Source organism: Shewanella algidipiscicola, assembly GCF_900380485.1.
In the GTDB taxonomy this organism is placed as follows: domain Bacteria; phylum Pseudomonadota; class Gammaproteobacteria; order Enterobacterales; family Shewanellaceae; genus Shewanella; species Shewanella algidipiscicola.
Genome location: NZ_OXJV01000012.1, coordinates 505,590 through 532,021, shown reverse-complemented (window position 1 = coordinate 532,021; position 26,432 = coordinate 505,590). Strand labels below are relative to the sequence as shown.

General features: G+C 44.3%; 20 protein-coding genes and 1 pseudogene. 7 read left to right on the top strand and 14 right to left on the bottom strand.

All coding sequences use genetic code 11. The features are described 5' to 3' along the window. Positions 1-84: 84 nt before the first annotated feature. Together DN599_RS09865 and DN599_RS18905 are read right to left on the bottom strand one after the other, a co-directional pair. A complete protein-coding gene (locus tag DN599_RS09865; RefSeq protein WP_110457427.1) occupies positions 85-666 on the bottom strand; it encodes a phage tail protein in 582 nt (193 codons plus the stop codon). 345 nt (positions 667-1,011) lie between these two features. Then, the gene (locus tag DN599_RS18905) at positions 1,012-1,215 is read right to left on the bottom strand and encodes a nucleoside transporter C-terminal domain-containing protein (RefSeq protein ID WP_239473275.1); all 204 of its coding nucleotides are present in this window, start codon (positions 1,213-1,215) and stop codon (positions 1,012-1,014) included. Between the two features lie 472 nt (positions 1,216-1,687). On the opposite strand from DN599_RS18905, the gene DN599_RS09855 reads away from it, so the two are divergent. The 3 genes from DN599_RS09855 (at position 1,688) to DN599_RS09845 (ending at position 5,233) form a co-directional block, all read left to right on the top strand. Continuing rightward, positions 1,688-2,740: a substrate-binding domain-containing protein gene (locus DN599_RS09855; protein WP_420820861.1), complete on the top strand. Its 1,053-nt coding sequence runs from the start codon at positions 1,688-1,690 to the stop codon at positions 2,738-2,740. Positions 2,741-3,038: 298 nt separating this feature from the next. Next, positions 3,039-3,488, top strand: a complete 450-nt coding sequence (locus DN599_RS09850) for a dCMP deaminase family protein (protein ID WP_110457425.1) — start codon at positions 3,039-3,041, stop codon at positions 3,486-3,488. Positions 3,489-4,036: 548 nt separating this feature from the next. Beyond that, the gene (locus DN599_RS09845; protein ID WP_110457424.1) at positions 4,037-5,233 is read left to right on the top strand and encodes a serine hydrolase domain-containing protein; all 1,197 of its coding nucleotides are present in this window, start codon (positions 4,037-4,039) and stop codon (positions 5,231-5,233) included. Between the two features lie 72 nt (positions 5,234-5,305). Here DN599_RS09845 and DN599_RS09840 read toward each other — a convergent pair whose 3' ends face one another. The 8 genes and pseudogenes from DN599_RS09840 to DN599_RS09805 form a co-directional block, all read right to left on the bottom strand. Further along, positions 5,306-5,758 (bottom strand): GIY-YIG nuclease family protein, encoded by a 453-nt coding sequence (locus tag DN599_RS09840; RefSeq protein WP_110457423.1) that lies wholly within the window; start codon positions 5,756-5,758, stop codon positions 5,306-5,308. 638 nt (positions 5,759-6,396) lie between these two features. Continuing rightward, positions 6,397-6,513, bottom strand: a pseudogene (locus tag DN599_RS09835) (IS30 family transposase); the annotation flags it as partial. 3 nt (positions 6,514-6,516) lie between these two features. Further along, positions 6,517-7,515: a siderophore ABC transporter substrate-binding protein gene (locus DN599_RS09830; RefSeq protein WP_110457422.1), complete on the bottom strand. Its 999-nt coding sequence runs from the start codon at positions 7,513-7,515 to the stop codon at positions 6,517-6,519. After that, entirely contained in the window at positions 7,512-8,294 is a 783-nt protein-coding gene (locus DN599_RS09825) for an iron ABC transporter ATP-binding protein (RefSeq protein ID WP_110457421.1), read from the bottom strand. Before DN599_RS09825 ends, DN599_RS09830 begins: the two co-directional genes overlap by 4 nt. Further along, positions 8,291-9,241 (bottom strand): iron chelate uptake ABC transporter family permease subunit, encoded by a 951-nt coding sequence (locus DN599_RS09820; protein WP_110457420.1) that lies wholly within the window; start codon positions 9,239-9,241, stop codon positions 8,291-8,293. Before DN599_RS09820 ends, DN599_RS09825 begins: the two co-directional genes overlap by 4 nt. After that, on the bottom strand, positions 9,238-10,179 hold the full coding sequence (locus DN599_RS09815; protein ID WP_110457419.1) for an ABC transporter permease: 942 nt from the start codon (positions 10,177-10,179) through the stop codon (positions 9,238-9,240). Before DN599_RS09815 ends, DN599_RS09820 begins: the two co-directional genes overlap by 4 nt. Before the next feature lie 72 nt (positions 10,180-10,251). Then, a complete protein-coding gene (locus DN599_RS09810; protein ID WP_110457418.1) occupies positions 10,252-10,962 on the bottom strand; it encodes a TetR/AcrR family transcriptional regulator in 711 nt (236 codons plus the stop codon). A gap of 93 nt (positions 10,963-11,055) precedes the next feature. Beyond that, positions 11,056-13,173: a TonB-dependent receptor gene (locus DN599_RS09805; RefSeq protein WP_110457417.1), complete on the bottom strand. Its 2,118-nt coding sequence runs from the start codon at positions 13,171-13,173 to the stop codon at positions 11,056-11,058. A gap of 319 nt (positions 13,174-13,492) precedes the next feature. Between DN599_RS09805 and DN599_RS09800 the strand changes: the two genes are divergently transcribed. Continuing rightward, positions 13,493-15,094, top strand: coding sequence for an ATP-binding cassette domain-containing protein (locus tag DN599_RS09800; protein WP_110457416.1), 1,602 nt, complete (start codon positions 13,493-13,495; stop codon positions 15,092-15,094). Continuing rightward, complete coding sequence (locus DN599_RS09795; RefSeq protein ID WP_110457415.1) at positions 15,091-16,668, top strand: ATP-binding cassette domain-containing protein; 1,578 nt, start codon at positions 15,091-15,093, stop codon at positions 16,666-16,668. Before DN599_RS09800 ends, DN599_RS09795 begins: the two co-directional genes overlap by 4 nt. 723 nt (positions 16,669-17,391) lie before the next feature. Here DN599_RS09795 and DN599_RS09790 read toward each other — a convergent pair. The 3 genes from DN599_RS09790 to mtnN form a co-directional block, all read right to left on the bottom strand. Further along, positions 17,392-17,853 carry a hypothetical protein gene (locus DN599_RS09790; protein WP_110457414.1) on the bottom strand — a complete coding sequence of 154 codons (462 nt, stop codon included), beginning with the start codon at positions 17,851-17,853 and terminating at the stop codon, positions 17,392-17,394. Positions 17,854-18,214: 361 nt separating this feature from the next. Continuing rightward, the gene (locus DN599_RS09785; RefSeq protein WP_110457413.1) at positions 18,215-19,483 is read right to left on the bottom strand and encodes a NupC/NupG family nucleoside CNT transporter; all 1,269 of its coding nucleotides are present in this window, start codon (positions 19,481-19,483) and stop codon (positions 18,215-18,217) included. Positions 19,484-19,606: 123 nt separating this feature from the next. Continuing rightward, positions 19,607-20,380, bottom strand: a complete 774-nt coding sequence (gene mtnN / locus DN599_RS09780) for a 5'-methylthioadenosine/S-adenosylhomocysteine nucleosidase (protein WP_110457412.1) — start codon at positions 20,378-20,380, stop codon at positions 19,607-19,609. A 580-nt stretch (positions 20,381-20,960) separates the two neighbouring features. On the opposite strand from mtnN, the gene DN599_RS09775 reads away from it, so the two are divergent. After that, positions 20,961-21,998, top strand: a complete 1,038-nt coding sequence (locus DN599_RS09775) for a nucleoid-associated protein (RefSeq protein WP_110457411.1) — start codon at positions 20,961-20,963, stop codon at positions 21,996-21,998. Between the two features lie 44 nt (positions 21,999-22,042). Continuing rightward, positions 22,043-23,194, top strand: coding sequence for a hypothetical protein (locus DN599_RS09770; protein ID WP_162599189.1), 1,152 nt, complete (start codon positions 22,043-22,045; stop codon positions 23,192-23,194). A 257-nt stretch (positions 23,195-23,451) separates the two neighbouring features. On the opposite strand, the gene gcvP is transcribed toward DN599_RS09770, so the two are convergent. Then, positions 23,452-26,340 (bottom strand): aminomethyl-transferring glycine dehydrogenase, encoded by a 2,889-nt coding sequence (gene gcvP / locus DN599_RS09765; protein ID WP_110457409.1) that lies wholly within the window; start codon positions 26,338-26,340, stop codon positions 23,452-23,454. Positions 26,341-26,432 lie beyond the last annotated feature (92 nt).

Genomic DNA, 26,432 nt, shown 5'->3' with positions numbered 1-26,432 from the left:
CCCTACCCTAAATTGTCTGGATGTATCTGTATAAACTCAACGCCAGCCGTAAATCGAATCCCGGCGGCGTTGACCTTGGTATTTTTATGGTCTGGGTGGATAAAGGCCTTGTAAGGCAATGATGAAGTTCACCACGGTTAACGGCTGGCGCAAATCGACAGGGGCATTATTGCCCGTTGTGTTCGTATTTCCCTCAAAACTGACTGGTGACGGTTGCATACTGGTGTCCGCCGTGGTGCTGTATGCCTCTAAAGCACTGAGACCGCTGGCAATTTTTGCCGGTACTGTGTTGGGACCAGGCTCATCAATGGTGCCGCTGCCGGTGGATGCCAGAGGGCTGACACTGGCATTGATCTGGTTTGAGTGAAGGGCGTGACTATGGGCGGGCAACTGAACCGTCGTCAGATTGGTTTTCTCGATTCCAAGCGTCTGCCCTTGCTTGTATAAACTAGTGCCTAGACTCTGGCCAAAGCTGACGGGGACTCTGCCGCGAAGGTCTGGCAGCTGGAATGTGGTGCGCCCATCACCGCCGTATGTCGTGCCTAATATTGAATATAATGCTTGATGACTTGAAATACTCAACATTTGTCCGGCGCACAGTGCCCAGCCAACGGGGGCAAAGTTGAAGCCCACCATGCGGATCTCGCCTAAATAATTCTCTTCCATGAAATAATCTCCTTTAAAATAAAAACTTAGCAAATACAAACCTCTCCCCTATTGGTTACGTCGATATGTTTCGAGGTATCACAGAAGAATATTCACCAACTTCTTACAACATAGTGAAACACAAAATCAACAAATTACAAACACAAACATCAAAAAAGAGATGATCCAGCTATAGCTGGCATCTTGAACGTTAAGTTGGGCGGCCATAATTTATCGCCTTTCATATTCACTAAGCGGCATCATTAAGTTAACCCATAAAAACCTTCTTAAGCTGGGTTGTATTTCGTTGTGGCTAACATGAAAGTTGGACGCTACGTAATGAGGTTAAAAAGTGTTTGCTACATCTCACAAACTTATACCAGTGACAGAATACCCGCTACCAATCCCAGCAATAGCAATGGCGATAGTGCCAAAATTGACAAAACTACACAGCACAAGTGATAAAATCATTTGTGTGCGCTCAAACATTGGTTGTCCGGTAGCTGCAACTAATGTGTCACCGTTCAGGTAGAGAGCCAAATTCATATAAGCCAAAAATGCGTTGATCACGTTTTTTGACCAATAAAAGAACCCGCTAATTGGCTTCGTTCCAAGGTAACCCCATTAACCACGCCTCTGATGCAAAAAATAGCCTAAGATCATTTACAGACTTAAAGATTTAATGCCAAACCTGCCGCCAATCATACCGTTCATCAAGGCAACCAAACTGACGAATGAAAACAACATAGCCCCTACCACCGCAAGGCTAATGACTGACCACTCACGGTACCAGACGTCACAGCATCTATGAGCTCACGAGGCTTATTTTTTTCTATAACCTCAAGCTCGTTATCAGTAACCTTTTCTACTTGTGGGATCAGCAACTTGACAAATATTAGGTCAGCAGGGGCTGTCATAATAATTGTGTCAGCGAAGACAAGTTTCTCATCCCTTCCATTATGTCCATCAAATGCATAACATCTATCTTTAACCAAATGACTTTGTTACATTTAAAGTCAAGTGTAATGCTAAAGTTTAATTCATGTTTTTATTCGTTCTAGGAGAAAGTGTGGCAAGAGCACTTGTAATATTTATCGTATTGACCCTCTTACCCATATTTTCAGCGAGCGGAAAAGACTTAAGGTTTGCTGTTGTTCCCAAGTTTTACAGCACTTTTTTTGATCAAAGTGGCAATGGCTGTAAAGAGGCTGCAGCTCAAATAGCGGGGGTGGAATGCATATATCGAGGACCAAAAGTCGCCAATGTAAGAATGCAAGATCGCATCATAGAACAGCTGATCGATGAGGGGGTAGACGGTATTGCGGTAGCGGTGACGCAATCAAAATTTCTCGCAGAAAATAGCCTACAAAAAGCGAAAAAAGCGGGCATCCCTATTATCACCTATGACTCTGATTTTGATATCTCCCCCCAAAACAACTATCACAGCTTGCGTTTAGCTTACATAGGAACCGACAATTTTGAATTAGGTAAGGCGCTAGGTGAAGAGTTAAAAAAACTTCGTCCCAATGGTGGAACTCTGGTAATTCAAACGGGACGACCAGACTCGCCCAATTTAAATCAGAGAATTATGGGCATACGTTCGGCACTATCGGGCAAAAGCTATGACGCAGCTCCTGGGCTATTACTTAAAAACGATCGTGGATGGACTGAGGTGCGCGAGCCATTTTCGAATTTTGACCAGCTAACACAGGCCGTTAAACAGATGGAGTCGGTTATGAAAGGTAAGCCAATAAAAGCCGATTCCTTTATTGCAGTTGGAGGCTGGCCGCAAAATAATGTCGACCTTTACCGCAGCATGATCACCCCCTTCAAAGATAAAATTGATAACAAAGAGGTGATCATTATTATGACCGACGCAGCCCCCCGCCAGTTAACCATATTACAAGAGCAGCTGGCTCATATAAATATTGGTCAAAACCCCTATGAAATGGGACGAAAAGCGATATTGACTCTACATAAAATTGTCACAAAACAACAATATGACAAAATGATTTACACCCCAATGAGGTTTTGCACCCAGCAAAACTATGATACGTGCGCTAAGCTCCAGCCGATGGAAGCTATGGCCAATTAGCGGCGTAGCAGGCCACCTACCAATAAGTTTAAATCGCCCCAACAGGTCGCTTTTTCATTCTGACCACAGCAAATGGTTCGCTCAAAGCCTTTCTGTTTAGATAACTGGTTTAGGCAACAGGGTAACGCTTACCGAGCCCAAATAATGCGTCGCAGTCGCAAGACCCAAAGCCACTCGCTATTGACTCGGTTATGCTATTAAGGCGCTAAATGGTGGTTGATTTATCGCTGTTCGCCATAGAGAATAGCGCCTAGATAAATTAATGCATTCAGCACTATAAAATAGGAGCTCCAACTCGATGATGACAAAATGGGCGATACGTTTTTTACAGATGGCCGAGCTCGTAGCATCTTGGAGTAAAGATCCCTCCACCCAAGTGGGCGCAGTGATCACCGAAAACAATCGCATCGTCTCTTTAGGTTTTAACGGCTACCCCCACGGCATATCTGATAGCGCCGAAACCGACAACCGTGAGATGAAACTGCTTAAAACCCTGCACGCCGAAGAGAACGCCATTCTCCACGCCAAGCGCGATTTAAGTAGCTGCGAGATCTGGGTGACCCACTTCCCCTGCCCTAACTGCGCCGCCAAAATCATCCAAACCGGACTGCGCGCCGTGCATAGCCCACAACCCAGCGATGACTTTCTGTCGCGCTGGGGCGACAAAATTAAAGTCAGCCAAGAGATGTTTGAGCAAGCTGGCGTTCAAGTCGATTGGATGCAGGTGGCGTCATCACAACCAGAGTGATATTTGTCATCATCACACAAGTAGATTAATGGCAATAAAATCTAAGGAGCTAATGGGATTAGCCCTTCTAAGCTAAGAAAAGTTGATGAAAATAAGATCCAATACCTCAAAAGCCCGCTAAGCAAGTGATCGAAGGAAAAGTGGATAGTATCTCTGGGCAGTGGTCGTTAGTACACACACCAATGGCTATTTCTCTTGCTTTCCTTGCTATTGACTCCCTCGACCTACTTAGGCATGCGCTTTAAACACTGGGATATATGACATACTGGATGAACTAGAAGATGCTAGTGCCGACAATGTCGTCGAATAAACACGGCATAACCCTAGGCGTTATTACCCAGACGTTAAAACCCACCTAAACCGTTAATATCGTTGCTCACAGGCTCTAACACCTCTTGTTGATGAGACCGCACGACCTAAACACTTAATTTTACAATTGGAAAAATCTAAGTATTCGAATTCATAACAAATCTCGTTTATTATCGATAAAACCAACAGAACACCAATGCGCTTTCAACGGCAACCAATAAGAATATTGGAGCAATAAGATGAATCTTAACAATTTCGCACTCGCAGCGGTGTTTCTTGCTTTGGTTGGATGCTCGGCCAACAACCAAGTATCCACAACGTCTAATCAACATCTATCCCAGCAACAAGCGTTTGAGCGCACCATTCGTCCAATAGATAGCAACGGAAATAGCAGTGCATCAGCGACTACGCTGACAGTTCGAATGAGTGCCTATCGCGTGCCCGCAGTGAGTATTACAGTATTTGATAATAACCAGATTATTTGGTCTAAAGGATACGGCAAAGCAGATATAAAATTAGACCGTAACACAACAAGCAATACGCTTTTTCAGGCCGCCTCCATTTCAAAGGCGGTTACCAGTGTTGGGGCATTTAAAATGATAGAGCATGGTGACTTTGCACTTGATGAAGACGTGAACTTAAAACTGAAACGTTGGCAAGTGCCAGACAATCAATTTACCCAACACCAAAAAGTCACGCCAAGTAGAATTATGAGCCATACATCAGGGCTGAATGTCTCTGGGTTCGAAGGCTATAACACAGCCCAGACCACCCCCTCGGTCGTTGAAATATTACAAGGAAGTGAACTTAGTAACTCCCCAGCCGTTAGGGTCTTTCAAACACCAGGAGCATCGGAGCACTACTCTGGCGGCGGCATGACAGTCCTGCAATTATTGATGGAGGATACCAGTAGGCAAGCCTTCGCGTCATTAATGGAGCAATTAATACTACAGCCCTTGGATATGAGCCAAAGTGCCTTCGAATTACACCTGCCTGAAAGACGCCAAAGCCAAATTGCCAAAGGTTATAATAGCCAAGGAAAAATGATTGCAGGCGGTTACCATCTCTATCCAGAGAAGGCGGCGGCAGGTTTGTGGAGCACGCCCAAAGATTTAGCAAAATTTATGCTAGCGCTGGGTAAAGCCTATCGCGGCGAAGATGAAGCCTTGTTGTCACAAGAGTCCGCCAAGACAATGTTAACCAGAGTCCCAGGCGCAGGAGGCACAGGCATAGGTATTGACGGTAAAGCAGACGCCTTTCGGTTTAGACATAGCGGAGGCAACGCCGGATACACCTGCTATGCGGTATCTTTTGCTGACTCGGGGCGCGGATTTGTTGTCATGACCAACTCGGACAACGGCTTTCAACTCATCCATGAGATTTCAAGAGCCATGTCAGAGACCTACAACTGGCCTGCTATGTGGATGCGTGAATAATATGTTTACGCTCACCTAACGGTGAGGCACTGATAAGTAAAACCATATCGACATTGTTCAACAAGACTTGCACTACCAATCACCACGATAGCGTTCACTCTCATAGTGCTTCTGACGTAGATAGCCAACCGACACCTCGCGCCACTTAATCCCTATCGAGCTCAGACCGTCACAGATCTCATCAATCCGCGTATCCAGATAAATATCCATGGTGTCATCATCCAGACACTTAGGATTGCCAAGATCTATCTCTTGCTGTGGATGTACCACCATAAAAAACTCTGTGCCTGGATATCTCAGGTAATCGAAGTAATTGTGGATAATCGTCTCGACCCGCTTCATGTCTTCGACCTGTATGGCAAAATAGACATCCAACTCCTGAGCGCGCCCAGTGGTATCTAACTCCCGCGCGCGGCGAATAGGATCTATACTAAGCCCAATCTTGATCTGATTGAGGTTTTCGGGCTCACGCATCACATAGACAAACCCAGGTCCATGGGGATCATTGTTGTTAGAAATTCGCATAAAGCTCCTACATATTTAATTAAATGACTAGGGCCTGTTGATCTTTGCTGGTTGAATTTTGTTCAAGACAAAAACGTTTTAATCGAGGCGAGTGGATTGCAGCCTAGTCATCTAAGCAAAATTCACTTAACAAAGAGTAAAACGTTTTTAGCCGAACCCTTCGGGCAGCGTTTGTTGCTCATTTCTACTGCGTTCTCAGCTTTTTATGTAGAATAACTACACCACAAAGCTTCTGCCTTGTATAAATACCCAACAACTCGCTGCAAAAATAACCTTGAAAGATCAACAGGCCCTAGTTTTCAATGAGTTTACTCCAGCGAAGACAAAGATACACATTACTTCATCACAGAATACAAGCCAAAATGACAGGACTATAGGCCAAAACACAAGGCATTCATCAATAAAATCTGATAACCAGTCACAATTAGACTAGGGCCTGTTACTTTTTATACCGAGTCAATGTATGTTATTTTGCATATTCTTTATATCATTAACCATTGATATAGGCTTATATCTGCTCAAGGAAGAACATAACTGATCTGTTTGCCAATATCGCCGCTATCGTCATTCTGCTCTCGAGTATGTTTGTGGTGTTAGGCGTGATGTATCTACCCGAATTCAACTTCGAAGTACACACTCTCTAAAATTGTCACGATTGAACCTGTCCCATGCTTGCCCAATACGGTATCGATTTCCCAATCACCGAAACGCTCACGAGTATCAACAATGGCAGGTCTAGATTCGATAGATACAGCCAGCTACTCCTTTACATAGCCCTTTAATACATCATCAATAATGATGTTAAGGGATGTTATTCCGGCCCCTGTGATATACCAAGCTTCAGGATCTACAAAGATGATGTTCCCCATCTTCCAAGCATTCGTCTCACGCAAGAGAGGGTTATCTATGGACTGTTTATCCAATACTGGGCTTCGCTCCATGACTGCGGTTCTGTCTACCACGTAAATGATGTCAGGATTGTTTTCAAGAATGAATTCGCTTGACACGGGTTGGCCATGCAATCCCATCTGCTCTGATAAGCTAGCTGGTTTAACCCCTAGCACACTGTAAATGAACCCATACCGAGAACGAATACCTAAGAATCGAAAAGCACCATTATTATGTAACACCACGAGTGCTTTCTCAGGCCTATCCTGAATAACCATTCTGGCGGCTTGGATCTTACTTTCCAGTTCATCCACTTTATGTTTTGCCAAGGTTTGCTTATCAAATACTTTCCCCAGCACCAACAAGTGGTGTTTGACTATATCAAAGTAATCGCTGTTGCTGTCTTGATAATCAATATCCAAATGAATGGTCGGAGCCAAATTCGAAAGCGCCTGATAATGATTTGCCTGAATAGATGACATCAGCACCAAATCGGGTTTAAGTGCATAAATACGTTCCATATTGGGCTGAACTATCGCTCCTAAATCGACAATATCACTGTTGTTATAATCATTTAGAAAGTGTGGAATAAAATCTTTTGGCATACCGGCAACAGGGATGCCCAGCTGTTCGAGATAATCGACTTCATTCATATCGAGGGCCGCAACGCGTACAGGGCGTTTTGTTATAACTGTAGTGCCCAACTTATGGGTTATTTCAACAGGTGTAAAACTTGACTCGCTAGTATCAGACATTGCAAGAATCGTCTGCTGTACTGGCTCGCTTTTATTGTCGCAGGCCAGCAAAAAAGCCGAGCTAAATAAAAGAATCGCCATTACTTTAGTACCGCTTTTAGATTTCGACGTCACTTGTATTCTCCTTGTAAATTGAAGTTGAAATAGTTACATACTGTTCCTTGGCTTGTTTTCAGCACTTCAAGATCCAGTTCGTACAGTGCTTTTAACCTTTGTGCTGTAACAACCTCCTCAACGGGTCCTTCGCAATGCACAGCGCCTTGCTTCATGCCGACAATATAGTCGGAGTAATTAGCCGCAAAATTGATATCGTGAACCACTAACACTACCGTTCGCTTGAAGTCGTCGCACAGGTGACGAAGCGCCCGCATTATGCTAACAGCATGCTTCATATCAAGATTATTGAGCGGTTCATCTAACAATAGATAATTCGTTTGCTGTGCAATCGCCATTGCCAGAAAGGCCATTTGGCGTTGTCCGCCGCTAAGCTCATCGATAAATGCATTAGCTAATGACTGTAAGTCTAAAAACGACAGAGCTTCATCAATGGCACAATGATCTGCCTTTGTGAGTGTGCCTCGACTATAGGGAAAGCGACCAAATGTAACTAACTCCCTCACTGTCAGGCGTAAATTAAGGCTGTTAAACTGACGCATAGTCGCCACTTGCTTGGCGTAATCCTTCAGGGGAATGTTGTGGATAGCAGTACCTTTGAGTAATACCTCGCCCTGCTGGATATTCAGTAACCGACCAATCGACATCAATAAGGTACTTTTGCCAGCGCCGTTGGGGCCAATGAGTGATGTAATCTGATGTTCGGGAAATTGCGTGGTAACATTTTTAAGCACAGGTTTCGCGCCATAAGAATGATGTAAGTTATTGACGGTAATCACACTGCGCTCCGAGGTTTAAGAATTAATACAAAGAAATAGGCACCACAAAATAAGTTAATTAACAGCCCAACACTGGTTTGATAATTAAACAGGTGCTCAACAAGTATTTGTGCGATCAGAAAAACTGAGATAGCAACGGCGCATCCTGTTATCAAGGTAAATGAGTGCGACGGATGCCTTGCCAGTGTATAGGCCATATTCGCGACAAATATCCCCATAAAGGCCGTAGGCCCTACTAAGCTGGTTGATATTGCGACCAATACCGCGATAAGGCCTAATAACAGGCGGACCACTTTTTGATAATCAATACCGAGAGAAATTGCTTGCTCTCGCCCCATCAGTAATACATCGAGCACAGCTCGCGATCTCCAAGCGACAATACACACGGCACCGACAAGCACTAAAGAAATAAGTAATTGCTCTGGTTGAGCGCGGTTGAACGACGCTAGGCTATAGCTCTGGAAAATTGAAAATTCACCAGGACTGATAGAGTATTGGATTAACTGAGTAAAACTGCCTAACACCACAGTGAGTACTAAGCCAACAAGCAGTAGGAAGAACACATCATGTCGATCGCCGCTAAATAGCCAGCGGTGAATCGCCATTGAGTAAAGCAACATCACTACGACTGAAATAAAGAAATTGCTGTTAGCGGTGATCAAAATACTGCTGCCCGTCCCTAAGATAAGGATCAGCAGTGCCTGCAAAATCAAGTAAACCCCTTCATACCCCATGATAGATGGCGTTAAAATTCGATTTCCGGCTAAGGTCTGAAACAGTATCGAGGAAAACGCAATACAGACACCACCAAGGCAAATTGTACCCAAACGCACCAATCGATTAGGTATGACATAGTCAAAATCAAAACCTGAGCCCATCAATAAAAATGTGACAGCTAATATTACAAGCAGCCCCCAACTCAAAAAATGCCATGCACTGTTTTTCATTTGATTTTCCAAACGATAACTAAAAAGATGAGCCCACCTAAACAGCTTGCCGTTAGACCTATAGGAATTTCAAACGGATATAAAATAAGCCGACCAAGTAGGTCACAGATAATCAATAGCGTTGCGCCAGCAAAGGCGATAATAGGCAAAGTGCGTTTTAAATTATCGCCGTAACGCATAGCGACAAGGTTAGGAATAATTAAACCAATAAATGGAATACTTCCGACTGTGATAACGGTGGTGGCTATTGTTAGGGAAACCAGTACTAACCCTAAGATAACTAGACTGAAATAACTCAGTCCTAGTGTGGTAGCTAAGCCTTCGCCCATTCCTACAATGGTAAAGCGCTGTGCATAAAGGTAGGTCAGCATGACTATGGGAAGGATCAGATAGATGATTTCGTAGTTACCTTGCACGATTTTTGAAAAATCACCCAGCATCCATCCCTGCATACTCTGCATCATATTGTTTTGATAGGCATAAAGTTCCGCTATCGCACTGAGTACACTGCCAAACATAATCCCAATAATTGGAATGAGCACTGGACTCTTATACCGAATACCACGAATAATCAGAATAAAGACTAAACTCGCAAGCAGGCAAAAAACCAAAGCTCCTAACATTCTGGCGGTGACACCCATACTTGGAGCATGAATGATTGAAATTAATATGCCTAGTTTGGCGGCATCAAGCCCGCCACAAGTAGCAGGTTCAACAAACTTGTTTTGCACAATCTGCTGCAATATCACGCCACAGACAGCGAGCCCTGCGCCTGAGCAAACCAAGGCAAAAAGCCGTGGCAGACGACTTGCAGATAACACCAACCAGACATCATCCGAAAACGTCAGCAACTGCGTCACAGAAACATACTTTGCACCTAGTTGCAATGAGGCAAAACAAAGCACAAAAAAGCACGTCAGTGCATAAATTACCTTCACTATCTAATACTTCCTATACGCAATAAATCTTTTACTAATCTGCTGCCACTATGAAATGTTCATATCGACGCACTATGTTTTAACCTTATCGGCTCCCCCTGCCTTTTGGGCATGGGTAACGGCAATACCTGCTAACACTAAGTCACGTTTTCTCTCCCACCATCTGCGTGCGCCGACCTTCATGATGTCTACCATCGCATTTATCTGCTCAGTTTTATCAGGGAGCTTGGTGGCTTCATCTTCCCAAATAGCAATAATTCGTTCTTTACGCATTCGGCCATCGGCTTCTGGTTTAGTGGTTGACCACCATCCAAAAAAACACTCCCCCACCATGTCAACTAAGATATCGACGGCAAGCACTGCCTCATCAAGAGAGAAGCCTTTGTGTTGCAGCTTTTCGACCGATTCAGCAAAAGAACGTATACCCGATGACGGCGTCACACTGGCTTGATGGATAGATTCAGCGAGGCCAGGGTGACGCTCATATAGTGTCCAAATGGCATCGGTCAATATGATCAATTCACTCCGCCAATCTGTGGCTGCTGGCGCTCGCCAGTCCAACTCATTAATTGCAAGCTCAGCAGCAATAGAGATAACGTCATTTCGACCTGCTACGTGATGGTATAGGGAAGAGTGATCGACCTTTAAATGTGCTGCTATAGCTGGAATGGTCGCTTGATCAATCCCAATCTCCAACGCAGCTCTGGCGATAGCCTCACGAGAAATACGACTAGGCCTGCCACGCTGGCGTTTTTGAGAAGGTTGATCCGGTACTTGTGTCATATCGATAAGGTTTCCAAGGCAAAAAAGCCATTCTAACCGCTCTTGCTATCCGCTGCATGGCAATACTCAATACAGCGGGTAGCAAGCTAGCCGCTAAAACTTCGCCCTAACGCCTACGCCTATTTCTCGTGGTTCAAGTAAATATGCATCCACGCCTCCAGTACTTCTGTCAGCCGTTTTTGCCACAGGTGCACGTTCATCGAGTAAATTGCGTGCATAAACAAAGGCTTCAAAATATTGGTTAATTTGATAGGAAGAATTCAGGTTTACCGTTGTGTAAGACCCCACTCTTAACTCAGGCTCATTAGTATCCGTTGAAAAATATCCATCCGTATGACGTACATCACCGCTCACTTTAATGGCACCTGTGATGGTATAGTCAAACCCTATATTGAACATATATCCTGGCGCTTTACTAAACTCGTTACCGACAAACTCATCGCCACGGTAGTCATTAAACTCACTTATCTCAGTATCAAGCAAACCCAATCCACCATATAAGTTAAAACTATTGGATACTTTAAAATTCCAATCTAATTCAACTCCATAGCTTTGCGCTTCATCGGCATTAACAATGACAGATCCAAAGGGACGCCCATCTAGGTAGTCAGTAACTGAACGTTGTGAATCCTTAAAGCGGGTATAAAAGAGATTGCTATTTATGATCAAACGTTGTTCAAGCAGATCAATACGGGTAAAAAGCTCATAGTTCCATGCCGACTCAGCATCGAATGTATAATATTCGCCACCGCGGAAGTTGATGCCTGTGCCACCAGGAATATTGCCTTCACTGATCATAGCGCCGATTAAGATGTTATCTGTCAGATCATATGACAGGGCAACCTTAGGTAACAAAGCCGTAAACGTCTCTTCATATTGATGGTGCACGCCTGGGATGTAGCTGGCAAAACCATCGTGACTAATTTCATCAGACTGATAACGAAGTGCGCTGGTGAATGCCCACTTAGGTGAGAAGCGCCATATGACTTCACCGTAGGGGGCAAAACTGGTATGCCTCAGATCGGCGTCGGCATTACCAAATACGTTGTTCAGCCTGTTATTCGTTTTGTCATCCCAGTAGAAGATACCGGCAACCCCACTAAACTCTGAACTCTTGTCACCAAAGTTCAGCCTTATATCATTCGAAAAGTTTTCATAATCCCGTTTTGCGATCCCTTGATAAGGTGCCGCGAAGTGATAATCAAACTGCCCTTCTGAATACTGCAGTTGGTTATGCAACTTCATCCCATTGTCGAACACATATTCAAGATCAAAAATCCCGACATGATTACTGACTTCTTGATTGTCCTGAAAAATTGAACGATTTTCTAAGTCATCATAGGGTTCTGATACCACCTCGTTTCTGGGACGTTTAGCCTCAGTGGAAGAATAAGTTAGCATGGCAGAAAAGTTGCTGTATTTTTCGGGTTCCCATAGCAACTTCGCCCGTAGATTTTGGTTTTTAAACTCAAAATCCAAATCATGGGCTGTAAATTTTGGGTTAACGTAATCAACAAAGGTATCTCTAGCGCTGTAATCTGCGCTAATTCTTGCGGCAAAGTCATTACTTAGCGCACCGGACGCCATGACCGAAAAGCGCTGCTTATTCCGACTGCCATAAAGTGCTTGCGCTGCAAATTCTGGCGTATAAGTGGGGTTATGGGTATGGATCACTACAGCGCCAGCAATACTGTTGGCTCCTTGACTGGTCGTTTGCGGACCACGGTAGACTTCAATAGACGATACATCCCACACGCCTGCGGCGCCTAAATCCAGTTCTGCGGGGCTCAGATATTTACCATCAACACTGATAGTTGCCCCTGGCACAGGCTTAGATAAATAGGCATTACCCGCTGCTACAGGCCCTTTGGTATCCGTTCCGCGGATAATGGGCGCATCGGTATTTCCAGCATAAATTAAATTTGGTGTACCGCCGAGAATTTCAGAAATCGTTGATTGGTCAGCATTTTTCCTCAACTGTTCTTCAGTGATGACCGTCACTGAACTCGCCGTTTCTTTCAACGTTCGCTCGATTTTCTGACCGTAAACGGTAATGACTTCAATGTTTCCCGCTGCATCTTGTTGCTGGGATTGCTTATCTGGAGCAGTTCCACTGTCAGCAATAGTTGAGCCGGAAATAGCGCTCAGCCCCAGCGCAAGAGAACCGATAACCCACTTTGATTGTGGGTAAAACTTACCAAATCGGGGCATGTTTAATAACTCCTTATATGAAAGATTTGTTGCCAATGAGAATAATTATCAATTATATTATCGCCGTTCAAAATATTTATCAACACCATGTTGATAAATAAAAATGACCGCTTAATATGATCGCCATCTCATGATGGTTCAATTTTTATGAAACAAGGAATTTGGCTCGTGGATGTTCATTTGCCCATAAAATCTGGCACTCAGACTATTTTTTACTCTGCAATATCAAGACTTCATTACTTAATTTGGCTTGTGCTAAACACGCATTCCAGACAGAAGCCCAGCCTGATCCACTTAGATTTTTTAGGAGAACATTAAAATGCAGTTACTTTTCAGTCCCCATTCAAAACTAGCTTTGGCATTACGTCCGGTGATCCCCGCACTCACTATCGGAACATTACTAGCGGCTGGTACCGGCGTGATGGCACTAAGTGCACTCTGGTGCGTAATACAGCTTATTGCTGGGCATCATTCATTTTGGTTAGCGGGGGCGATCATATTTTGGATATTGTCGGCACTGCTTTCTGGTAGCGCCTCTTGGATTAATCACAATGCTGAGGCGCAATTTTCTGGAAGATTAAAGCGTGATGTTGCAGCGCATCTTGTTAGGCTGCCACCAAGTACTTTAGCAAAATATAAGGGCGAAAAGTTAAAGCGATTAATGGTCGATGACATAGCGTCATTACATCATATGATCGCACATTTACCCTCAGAGTTAGCGACCTTTATCATTGTCCCTGCCATTACTATCGGCTTGCTAATCTTAAGCGCGGGCCTAGTATCATTACTTGCCCTTATCCCAGGCCTCGTCGCCGCGCTTTTCTATTTGGTGGTAGTCCCAAGGCTTGCTGCAAAACAGGGTGAAGCACGAGCTAATGTGATGGAAAATATCACTACTGCAGTGGACGATTACTCGCGTGGTGCACCAGTATTTAGAATTTATGGCGATCAAACTGGCGCAATAGCCGACTACCAAAAGGCAACTAAGCATTTTATTGAGGAGATTATTGAGCGAGTAAGCAAGGTATCCACTTCAGTCGCAGTGACTACATCACTACTACAGGCTGTTTGCACTTTTGCGATTGTCTATGCCATCGGGTATGAATGGCCCCCAGAAAAACTTGCTGCAGCCTTGTTCTTCAGTCTGGCCATTGTCACGCCAGCCCTAAAGCTCGGGCATGGGCTTGATTATCTCACCACGGGCCGCGCTGCAGCTCAGCGACTAACGGATTTTCTTGAGCAGTCGAGAGTCCCTGTTGGTAGCGGTAATATTGATCTTAATACACCTATGCCGCTCAACCTCACCGATGTCGTGCCTTCACTGTCTACAAGCAGTAAAACAATGCCAATTAACTACCAATTTAGATCTGGCAGAGTTACGGCAGTTACAGGGATCAGTGGTGTTGGCAAATCCACATTACTGCGCTTATTAGCTGGCATGGAGCCATTACATGCCGGAGATATTCTACTCGCTGGTATTGCACTCAATAAGTTGGATGAAGCCTCAATTAATCGCGCGATCATGCTATTACCGCAAAGTGCGGGACTACTAGCAACCTCCATCGCCGACAATCTCGCGCTCACCGCATCTAATGCCACGGATGAAGATTACTTAGTGGCATTACACTGCGCACAATTGGATAAACCCTTAAATACTCATGCAAGCACCTTGTCTGGTGGTGAAATACAACGGGTTAATCTTGCTCGTGTGTTTCTTTCACCCGCTCGCGTGATATTACTTGATGAACCCACATCGGCCCTAGACAACGAAACGGCATTTAACGTGTTCACAGCGCTAAGCCATCACGCAAAAACAAACCATAAAACAATCGTGATGATCACCCATGACTTAACGCTTTCCGAGCTGGCAGATGACAAGATCACACTCAAGCATGAGCACATGGAAGGAGAAGACCAATGATAAATTATCCTCAAGATTACGCAGCCATAAAACACTTAATACCTGTTGCTTGCGGTTGGGCTGTGGCGGCCATATTAGAGGCCGCATGCTACATTCAACTGGCTTTAGCCATTATTGAACAGCAAACACCACAAAAAGTGCTATCCATTGCCGCGATAACCATACTCACCACAATACTGGCTTCGCGTTCAGGTTTTTGGGCTGGCGCAAGGTTAGCCAATGCGCTCTACCGTGCCTTAGGCACGACCATGCAACAAGCTAAACTCTCTTGGTTTACACCCAGCGTCAGGACACTGCTCATAGAAACTGTCTCTCGGAGTATTCCAGGCTTTATGAGCATTCCGGCACATCAATTTCAGATATTTATTCATGCACCGCTTATTCCGATTTGCATTACTTTTGGCATCGGCTTGATCGGTAGCATACCTCTGGTAATGATGTTGGCGAGTTTATTGCTCTTATCATTTGTGATTCAGAGTATGGCGCAACGGACCCTTGCCCGCGCAGATATGGACCGAAACAATGTTGAACTGGCAGCGAATCAATCCACTATTGAACTTATAGATCACGTAGAGTTACTCCGTACAGCAGCAGGATACTATCGTGCGACCGAGCGTTTAGAGCAAAACTGGCAGGCACAAGAAATCGCATTGGGTCGAACTAATCGCGCCGCCGCTATAGCAACATTACTGTCAGCTATCGCCAGCATTTTACCTATTGCCGGCATGGCTCTCTATCTCGTGTTATCAGGCGTAAACAATTCGACAATGCTGCTCGCTGTCTTGATGTTGACCATGCGTGCGTCAGCGCCGCTTGAGACTCTCGCTGTGGCCGCAATAGGCATTAATGATCAGTTAGCGGCGATTAAACACTATCGACAAGCCACTAATGCGCCAACGCTCAAAGAGCCAAGCCAAGCGCAACAAAAAACACCGCACAATCATACAATCGAACTGAATAATGTAACATTTCCGCCTGCGGTGCAAAATATCAATGCCACTATCGAGCCTGGTGAACGCGTGTTGATTTGTGGCCCGAGTGGTTCAGGTAAAACCAGCTTACTTAAGCTATTGATGCGCTTTGATGATCCCACCCTAGGCCTGATCACTTTGGGCAAGGTGCCGCTCACGTCAATCCCTACTTCTGAACTTGCTCGCTTTTTCGCCTATGTGCCACAAGTTCCACTCATCTTTACAGGCACCATTGCCAGTAATATTCGCATTGGTAACCCTGATGCCGACGATCAAGCCGTAGATATAGCAGCACGCCAAGTGGCACTGGATGAAGTATTAGACAGATCAGAACTGGGCATATACCAAGAAGTCGGCTTACAAGGTGCGGGGTTATCGGGAGGAGAACGCCAAAGGCTGGCCTTAGCACGTGCACTTATCAAAAATGCATCGATTCTGATAATGGATGAGGCCACCTCGGCATTGGATGAGGAGACAGAAAAGCGCGTTGCCAAAGCTATTTGCGAACAAAGATGCACATTGGTTGCCGTTTCGCACCGAAACCAATCAGTTTGGCAGCCAACTCACATTATAGAATTTGATCAACCGCTTGCCTTAAAGTAAGAATTGCTTTGTGCATTAGAAATACCGAATTAAAGCTATCCAACCTATTGTTTTTCTTTACCCAAGCTTCTAATGATGAATGTATTACTACCGAGATGACGAAAGTCATTTCGGTACTGCATTAGCTGAAAGTGCAAAGTATCGTGAGCATCGTTATAGAACTAACCAAGAGCTCATCGCATATTTAAGCCTAGTATCCGTCTCATTCAATCAAAATCTCACTTAATAGAGGTTTTCTGAATATCAACTATAGGCGGATGCCTCTCCCACACTTATTCGATGATCAGATTAATAAAAATCCCCACAGAATATAAGCGTCATAAAAAAGAAATGGCAGCACATTTAACAAAGATCAAAGGACGGCTATGTGAGGTAAAAGTAAGAGTAAGACAAATACGATGTGAGGCAGCGTAAATCGATATCATGTTTACACTGGCTCACTTTCCGCTTTATCTATTACCCGCGCCACCATTGCCCCGTACAACTAAAGTCACTTAGTTAAGTCTTATCACAGTAAGGTTAAACCGCCAGCACTTAGATATTGATACAAGCCATTATTTTTAATGAGAAAAATTTAGTGGGAATTTGACGTGAGTAATGGCGTTATTGCCGATGACAAGGCCAGTCTAAGGCTCTTATCAGGAGTTAACGGGTATCAAACTCTTTACGAAAAGTGTTGCATAAAACGAGGTTTAAGGCTGCATTATCGAGGTTAAGTAACCATTACTCAGACAAAGCAATGAGGCCATGCTTGAGTCCTACCGCATTAGCCACCGCAATTAATCTGGCCTTTATCCCCTGCTCGATACCAACACCGCCCCGCGCCAAATCATCGACGGCAATAAAAGCCGTGGTCGTTAGCTTGCTGCTGTCATACTGGTAGGCATAACCCGATTCGACTCTCCAACGCTTTTCAAGATCGACTGCTGGGCTTTCTTCACCCTTTTCACTCTCTGCCTGTATGCCCGCTTGTGTGTCCGCTTGTGCGCTTGTCAGATGCTCGGCTTTCTCTGCTAGCGATCGAACCAAGGTAAAGTTAAAAGACAAGATGAACGCTTCATTACTGTACCAATCCGCTTTTAGCGCCTGAAAATTTAACCACATCTCCAGCTGGGTCAACAAGGGGTTAAGCGAACTGGAAAATTGGCCATCGGCCGCTACCGTAATGGGAAATCCTTGCTGCATATTTATATTTGCCCTTTTACCTTTTTTGCCTTTGTTGTTAGCGCTGATTTTGCTTTTCCATAGGCGGTTAGCCTTGGGTCACGCTGGCGATAAGTGTCGATTTTGCTAGCTAACCATCCTAGATGCAACCCCGACCAAGCATAAGCTGGCAGATTCATTACCGTGCTGCACTGCTATTAAAAATCAGAGCCAAAAAGGCAGGGCAGCCATATCCTTTGTCTTTTTATATTCACTAAGCGGCAGCATTAAATTAGTCCATAAAAAACAACCCAGCCTAAGCTGGGTTGTTGTTCGTTGCGACTAACCTGACTGCTGGGCGCTACGCCATAAGGTTAAATAGGGTTTACTGCACCTAAAAAACTTATACCAGAGACATAAATAACCCGGCGATGGTGGCAGCCATTAGATTTGACAAAATACCCGCGACCAGCGCCTTTAAGCCGAGACTGACAATTTCAGAGCGACGCTCAGGCACCAGACTACCAATCCCTGCTATGGCGATGGCGATAGTGCCAAAATTGGCAAAACCGCACAGCGCAAATGACAAGATCACTTGTGTGCGCTCAGACATTGGTTGTCCGGTAGCTGCAACTAATGTGTCACCGGTCAGGTAGGGAGCCAAATTGATATAAGCAAAAAATTCGTTGATCACAATTTTTTGGCCAATAAAAGAACCCGCTAACATGGCTTCGTTCCAAGGTATCCCCATTAACCACGCAACAGGAGCAAACAAATAGCCTAAGATCATTTGCAGGCTTAAAGATTCAATGCCAAACCAGCCACCTATGCCACCAATCATACCGTTCATCAAGGCAACCAAACTGACGAATGAGAACAGCATAGCCCCTACCGCCAAGGCTAATGACAAGCCACTCATGGTGCCCGAGGTCGCGGCATCTATGACATTACGAGGCTTATCTTCTTCAGTAACCTCAAGCTCGTTATCGGTAACGTTTTCTGTTTGTGGGATCAGCAACTTGGCAAATAGTAGGCCACCAGGAGCTGCCATAAAAGAGGCCGCCAATAGGTATTCCATCTTAATACCTAGCTGGGCATAGCCAGCCAGCATGGTACCGGCAATCGAGGCGAGTCCGCCGCACATAACGGCAAACAGTTCAGAACGGGTCATTTGAGGAATATAAGGCTTAATTAAGAGTGGTGCCTCGGTTACCCCCAAAAAGATGTTAGCTCCGGCCGACATTGATTCAGCTTTGCTGGTGTTTAGCAGCTTTTGTAGCGCGCCTCCGACCCATTTAACAACTAACTGCATTACCCCTAAATAATAGAGAACAGCTGAAATCGCTGAGAAAAACACCATGATTGGCAGTACCCTAAAGGCAATGACAAAACCACCTGAACCAAACAGTTCATACATTTTATCACTGACTAGGCCGCCGAAAATAAATGACATGCCCTCATTACTATAACCAATAACATTCGAGACAGCCTCCGCCATATTTAAAATTACAGACTGACCAACAGATGAGTACATAACAAATGCACCCAAGGTTAATTGCAGCAAAAACGCTACACCGACTGTTCTATAATTAATTTTTTTACGGTTTTCAGAGGCAATATATGCCACAAGCAATAGTGAAACGATGCCTAAAATACTAACTAAGATTTGCATTAATTTAATCCGGAAATTATAAACAAACAAAACTGGACTTTATTATTAAATAAAGTCCACAAATAAATAGTTATAAACATGCTCAGTGCTAACTCAGTTTGAAATAGCACATTAATTAGCCTGCTAATTTGATTTATTTAATGCGTTAATTATATTTAGCACAAAACATTGGCAATCAACGGCCGTTTGAGGCTCAAAATCTTGACCATGCTGATCGGTGTTAGACAATACACGAATACTGACAAATGGGATTTTATAGGCTTCGGCAACCATAGCGGCTGCTGACGTCTCCATCTCTTCAATGGCCGTATTAAAATGTTGATGGAACCAGTTTATCCGGTCTACCTCTCGGTTCCACTCATCACCCGTACCAATCACACCTGTGACCACTTGCCCCTTGTCATAGGTGTGAGCCAAGGACATTGCCAGCTCAACCAAGGCTGAGTCCGCCTTAAAGTGATTGTGTTTAACTACTTGGCCGTTTTCGCGCAAATACATTGTCATATCAAAGTTTTGCCAGTTGGCTGGGTGCATCCCCTGACCTTTCTCTGTGTACTCAGTCTTGTAAGAGCCCATGTTAAAACTACTGGTGCCAACCACTATATCGCCACGAAATAACTTAGGATCATGCCCACCTGCTGTGCCTTGGTTGATGATGAGCCTTGGCTGATAATGCTCCATAGCCAAAGTTGTCGCCGCCGCAGCATTAGCTAAACCGATTTCGGTTCGAGAAACCACTACCGACTGACCATTAATTTGGCCTTGCCAGAAAGTCCATGACCCAAACGTTTTTACTGTCACTTGATCGAGAGCTTCAACCAACGTTTCAATTTCTACGTCCATCGCCCCTTGAACCAAAATAGGACGTTGGGAGGAAGTATAATCATGATTTGTCATATAAATGTATTCAAAGCTGAAAGTGCGCGGATATTATCAATGCTTAGCAGAGGGAGCAACGAAACAAAGTGTGAGCAACTTGTTACTGGAATTTTTATAAAAATAGTTAATTAGCGTTACTGAATGTAACCGTCGAAATATCAACTCTTGTTTTATAAGGAATTTAATTATCATCGATTTAATATTAAGCTAAAGCTAATTTTACAAACTAACAATGACAAAACACAGTGTTCGCCATAACACCTAATGCATGGCATCTTGGTGTACTCCATTTGGTTTAGTTGTAGTAGCTCTGCTTTTAGCCACTTTGCGGGTGTCTATGCTTCCTGATGATTTCATATCAATTTTTCGGACAAAACAGTGCGCTTAAGCATTGCAATAAACAGAAAAAATAGCGTAATGTATAACCAATAAAAAAAACAAACGCAGGCCAAGCTCTTAATCCAATAAGAGAACGCCTTTCAGGGAAGAAGAAGCCAATCATTCGCTTGTAAAGCCTGTTCATTTGAACCACAGAAGTACAAAGTGAAAGCTTACTCTGACCCATTTAATTCCAAGTATTACAAAAGGAATAACATTAGTGGCAATTAACCATGTAATCATCCATGAAGTAAAGCGTGACGAAGATGGGGAAGCAGTAAGTGAGAACCTTAGATCCACAGAAAATAATGCTGTAGGTTTAGCTGGATCACTGACAGATAGTCTTATTACATTATTTTCTCATTCAACTTTGAACATTGGAGAATTCGCAGTAGATGGGGATAACAGTTTAATCCCACCATTTGAGCAAGGAATTAAAAACCATTACCAAAATCTCAATTGTAGAGACTTTGTTGAGATGACACGTAGAATGGCATCAAGGTATGCACAAATTATGCGCAGACCGAACTTACAATCAGTAAAAGGTGGTCTACTTGTTTTTTACGAATACGAAAGTTACGGTAAAACTTGGTTAGCACTTGCTGTATTACAAAGATCTGAAGGTTATAATGCTTCCCCAACCCTTGAGCTAGAGCCCTCTCAAATAATTGACATAAACAAGCTTCACCTTGGTGCTGCGATTAACTTAACCGACTGGGAAGAAGACTTATCTAATCGGTACATCAAGTTTAAGACGGGAACCGCTGCTGAAGTAAGAGATTATTTTGAAGAATATATTGGCTGTCAAAGAGATAAGCAAGCGGCAATTTTAGAAACTAAAAACCTTAAAAAGGCAGTTCAAGATTACGCTCAAAATTCACTTAATTTAAGTGAAGTTGATACGCAACAAAAAATTGATGATGCTCACGGGTTCATTAAAGAGAAGCTACAATCTGGTAAGGAAGTGAAGCTATCCGATTTAGCTAATCGAGTATTCCCTGAAAGCCCTGATGACTTTTTAACTGTAGCTAGAAATACTTATGATGTAGGTGAAGAAATTGCTATTAGTAATGCGGAGCTAAAAAAATATCTGAGGATTTCCGGTAAGGCTGGCGGTGTGTCGATAAGCTTTGATAGGAACCTGTTAGGAAGTCAGGTTATTTATAGTGATGATTGTAAGCTTACATTTAATGAAATCCCTGCGACATTAAAAGCAGAGATCACCGAAGAGCTAAACAGTAGAAGACAAAGTAACTAATGGATCTACAAACCCTTAATACATATAACGACATAAGAAAATTGATGGAAGCTTGTGAGTTTTCACAGGGCCATTATGTGTCCGGGTTTGTAGAACTAACAAAAGAAAACATTGATAAGCTAGTAACACTTGTCGGAAGTGAGCTTTGCTCCGCAGGAATTGAACTGTATAGCGGTGATGACTCTAAAGCTCATAGAGAGTTGCCTACTTTTCAATTTGAAGAAAAGTTTGCCAATTTTAAAGTGAAAGTCGAACTTGTTACTCTAAAAGTTCACGATCAATACTTTATTGGTGATAACTGGAATAAGTTATTATCTTACTCTAACTACGTTTTAAATCCTGTTGAATTAGTTTTTGTTGCAAACGAAATGACTGTTCATAGTCATCTTACACCGTCAGAAATATTTACTCGTTATCAAAATGCTGCAAAAGTTTGCCAGTTAATTAAACAAGTGGCGAATGACGTAACAGCATCAGAAGATTATCTTGTTATCTTTGGTCAAAGTTTATCCATTAATTTTGCTATTGATGAAACAGCATTAGCTTATGATATTGACCCAGAATCATTGGAAGAGCTGCTTTCTAGAGATTTGCATAAAGAGGCTAAAACAGGACTAGTTAGAGAAGCTCTTGTTGCCTTTTTGAAAAATATTGATAAGGCCAAAAGGTTTACTTACTTATTGACTCACTTTAATGCATTTGCAACTCAGCTTCTCGCAAGTTATGAGCAATATGTGAACAACTATTCTTTTGACAAAGTAAGACGTGAGCATCAAGAAAAGAAAACAGAATACATTTGTAAAATAAATAAGGTCTTCGATGATGTTGCTACTAAAACATTTGCTATTCCTGCAGGTGTTTGGCTTGCAGCAAGCAAGATTGAAGAAGGTGGCTTAGGATCGCTAATATTTTACAAGAACATAGTTTTTGTATTAATAGTCTTTGTTTTAGCGGTTATCGTTTGCCTAAATTTACTAGGGCAATTTAGCAGTTTGTCTGCAATTAAAAATGAATATACACCACTATTTGAAAGGTTGAAAAAAGAAAAAGGCATTGATGGCTCTGAGGTTGATACATACCTTGATGATTTAAAAACAAGATACAATATAGTTTGGTATAAACTGGCTACCTCAATGTTTGTTGCCGTTACTATGTTTATAATTGTTATAGCTTTAGTCTGTTATGCAACGAATTAAACTCATGTCTAACTTTCCTACCAATGAATAACCGGGTTAAAGAAACTATTCACCCAAAACAAAAAAAGCGAACCAATCGGTTCGCTTTTTTACTTTATAAATAGCTAAACTTCAATGAAGCCAGCTACTCATAATGGCGTTACTGCCGATGATAAGACAAGGAAGTTTGAGGTTTTCGCCGCGGAGTTGACTGGTGTCAATGAGCAGCGAAAAGCTTAAGCTGAAGCCGTATTATCGAGGCCAAGTAGCCATTATCTTTATTCGTAGTCAGATAAAGGTGCACAAGAACACATCAGATTACGGTCGCCGTAAACATCGTCGATACGGTTAACCGTTGGCCAGAACTTGTTCGCCTTAACTGCAGCACTTGGGAATACCGCCAGTTCACGGCTGTACGGACGTGAGTCAAACTCGCTATCCATGATGTCAGCCATGGTGTGCGGCGCGTTGTGCAGTGGATTGTTGTCCACTGGCCACTCGCCAGCTTCGACTCGGGCGATTTCGCCGCGAATTGAGATCATCGCATCGATGAATCTGTCTAGCTCGACTTTAGACTCAGATTCCGTTGGCTCAATCATTAAGGTGCCTGCAACCGGGAAGCTCATGGTTGGCGCGTGGAAACCATAGTCGTTTAGACGCTTAGCGATATCCATTTCTGTGACGCCAGAAGCATCTTTAAGCGGACGCAGATCTATGATGCACTCGTGAGCCACGCGATCATTACGGCCTGTGTACAGCACAGGGTAATGGGCTGATAGCTTCTTCATCATGTAGTTAGCGTTAAGCAGTGCCACTTGAGTCGATTGTCTTAAGCCTTGGAAACCCAATAACTTAATGTACATCCAAGTGATAGGCAAAATGCTGGCGCTACCATATGGTGCAGCCGATACTGCGCCGTTGTTGTCTGATTCGCGGCCATGTTTAACCACGGTGTGACCCGCAACAAAAGGCGCAAGGTGAGCCTTAACACCAATAGGGCCCATACCGGGTCCGCCGCCGCCATGTGGGATCGCGAAGGTTTTATGTAGGTTAAGGTGCGATACATCGGCGCCGATGAAACCAGGAGTCGTTAAGCCCACCTGCGCGTTCATGTTAGCTCCGTCTAGGTAGACTTGGCCGCCATGGCTGTGAATGACGTCGCAGATCTCGCGCACGGTCTCTTCATACACACCGTGGGTCGATGGGTAGGTGATCATGATGCAAGAAAGGTTATCGGCCACTTCGGCGGCTTTGGCTTTCAAGTCTTCCATGTCGACGTTACCGGCTTTATCGCACGCGGTCACCACCACTTTCATGCCTGCAAGCTGGGCTGAAGCTGGGTTAGTACCGTGAGCCGATTGTGGGATAAGACAGATATTTCTGTGCGCATCGCCACGGGATTCATGGTACTTCTTAATGGCTAATAGACCCGCGTATTCGCCCTGTGCGCCTGAGTTAGGCTGTAGGCAAACGGCGTCATAACCTGTGATATCAACAAGCCATGCAGACAACTGCTCGAGCAGCTCTCCATAACCTTGAGCTTGGTCTTGTGGGCAGAATGGGTGCATATTGCCAAACTCGGCCCAACTGACTGGCATCATCTCGGTGGCGGCATTTAGCTTCATGGTGCATGAGCCTAGCGAGATCATCGAGTGGTTTAGGGCTAAGTCTTTGTTTTCGAGACGCTTGATATAACGCATCATCTCGGTTTCGCTGTGGTAGCGATTAAAAGTTGGATGAGTCAAGATAGCGTCGGTGCGCACCAACTCAGCTGGTATTGAACTATTGCCATTGGCGACGATGTCGGCATCCATTGCAGCAACGTCTAAGCCATGACCTTCACCTAAAATCACATCAAATAGCTGAGCGATATCGGCACGAGTGGTAGGCTCAGAGATGCTGACCCCAAGAATGCCATCACTATCGACACGCAAGTTAAGCTCTGCCGCGACCGAACGCGCTATCACAGCGGCGCTGTCGGCGACCTTAAATGACAGGGTATCGAACCAAGTGTTGTTAACCAGCTCGACGCCTTTGGCTTTAAGGCCTGCGGCTAAGATATCAGTTAAGCGGTTGATACGCTGTGCAATCGTTTTTAGCCCTTGTGGGCCATGGTATACGGCGTAGAACGAAGCCATGTTGGCCAAGAGTACCTGTGCTGTACAGATGTTTGAGTTGGCTTTTTCGCGGCGAATATGTTGCTCACGGGTTTGCATCGCCATACGCAGCGCGCGGTTACCGCGTGCATCTTGCGACACCCCAATAATACGACCCGGCAGTGACCGCTTGTGCTCGTCACGCGAGACGAAGAATGCGGCGTGTGGGCCGCCAAAGCCCATGGGCACGCCAAAACGCTGGGCGCTACCAAAAACCACATCGGCGCCCATGGCTCCTGGTGATTTAAGCATCACTAGCGACATGATGTCGGCGGCGACGGTCACGACCGCTTTTTTCTCTTTTAGTGCAGCAAAAAGCGCAGTGAAATCGCGAATTTGACCGTGACGGTTAGTGTATTGGAATAGTGCGCCAAACAGATCGTAGTTAACGGCATCTTCGGCAGGGCCGGTGACAATTTCAAAGCCAAAACACTCGGCGCGGGTTTTCACCACATCGAGGGTTTGCGGGAACACATCATCGGCAACAAAAAAGATATTGGCTTTCTTGGCCTTAGAGACACGTTTCGCCAGCGCCATGGCTTCGGCTGCTGCGGTGGCTTCGTCTAGCAATGAAGCTGAGGCTAAATCAAGACCGGTTAGGTCCATCGACACCTGCTGGAAGTTTAAAATGGCTTCTAGACGACCTTGAGCGATCTCTGGCTGATATGGAGTGTACGCGGTGTACCAACCTGGGTTTTCAAACACATTACGCTGGATAACACTTGGCACTAGCGTGCCGTGGTAACCCATACCTATGTAGCTTTTAAACACCTTGTTTTTATCGGCAATGGCGCGAATCGCGGCCATACCTTCGGCTTCGCCACATGCTGGGCTAACAGCAAGGTCGCGGCCTAGACGAATCGACTCAGGTACGATCTGCTGTGTTAAATCTTCTAAAGATTCTGCACCAACGAAGTTCAACATCTCTTGCTGTTCTGCGCTGTCCGGTCCTATGTGGCGACGGATAAAGAGTTCGTGCTGCTCTAACTGAGTGAGAGTTTCTGTGGTCATGATAAACCTAGTTCCATATTTGCCAGTATCCTGCCTGTAGGGGGCGGTGTTACCGGTCTCATTTTTAATGTAGGGCGGTATAACGAAAAACC